General features: G+C 40.8%; 1 protein-coding gene. It reads left to right on the top strand.

Annotation, left to right across the window (positions count from 1 at the left end):
• Positions 1 to 117 precede the first annotated feature (117 nt).
• A complete protein-coding gene (gene tnpA / locus G4417_RS16530; RefSeq protein WP_118409670.1) occupies positions 118 to 561 on the top strand; it encodes an IS200/IS605 family transposase in 444 nt (147 codons plus the stop codon).
• The last annotated feature ends 104 nt before the right edge of the window (positions 562 to 665 follow it).

Here is a 665-nt window from a genome sequence, read left to right on the forward strand (position 1 = left end):
TTGAATAACTGCGCGTCGCATTCTCGTTACTTCAGTGATGAGTTAGACGCGCAATTTTTATAAAAAATATACAGAACAAATGTTTACTTAAAGAAATGCATATGGTATAATACAGACATGGAAAAAGATATATTTAATATAAATAAAAATCAGCTTTCATATGGTAGAGGATATGTATATTCTCTGCAGTATCATCTGGTCTGGTGTACGAAATACAGGAAGAAAGTATTAAAAGACGGAATCGACCTGGAATGCAAAAAGATGCTGCAGGATCTGGCAGAAGAGTATCGGTTTCAGATACTGGCAATGGAAGTCATGCCGGATCATATCCACATGCTTGTGGATTGCCGGCCGCAGTTTTATATTTCAGATATGATCAAGATCATGAAAGGGAATCTTGCACGTCAGATGTTCCTTTTACATCCGGAGCTGAAAAAAGAACTGTGGGGAGGACATTTGTGGAACCCGTCTTATTATGCCGTTACAGTCAGTGACCGGAGCCGTGAGCAGGTATCTGCCTATATCGAAGGCCAGAAGGAAAAAGAAAAGAGAAAGCCCTGAATACAGGGATCATTCCGGAAACGTTTGTTTTTTGCGGGAAAGGTGGAAGAAGATGCGGACAGTATCCAGCTATGGTGTGGAGATACGAAAACAGAATATCCCGG

The sequence above is a fragment of the Blautia wexlerae genome (assembly GCF_013300825.1).
GTDB classification, from domain to species: Bacteria; Bacillota; Clostridia; order Lachnospirales; family Lachnospiraceae; genus Blautia_A; species Blautia_A wexlerae_B.

Bases quoted from the DNA above. Each gene is read 5' to 3' on its own strand.
- tnpA (WP_118409670.1), top strand. From the start codon at position 118: ATGGAAAAAGATATATTTAATATAAATAAAAATCAGCTTTCATATGGT.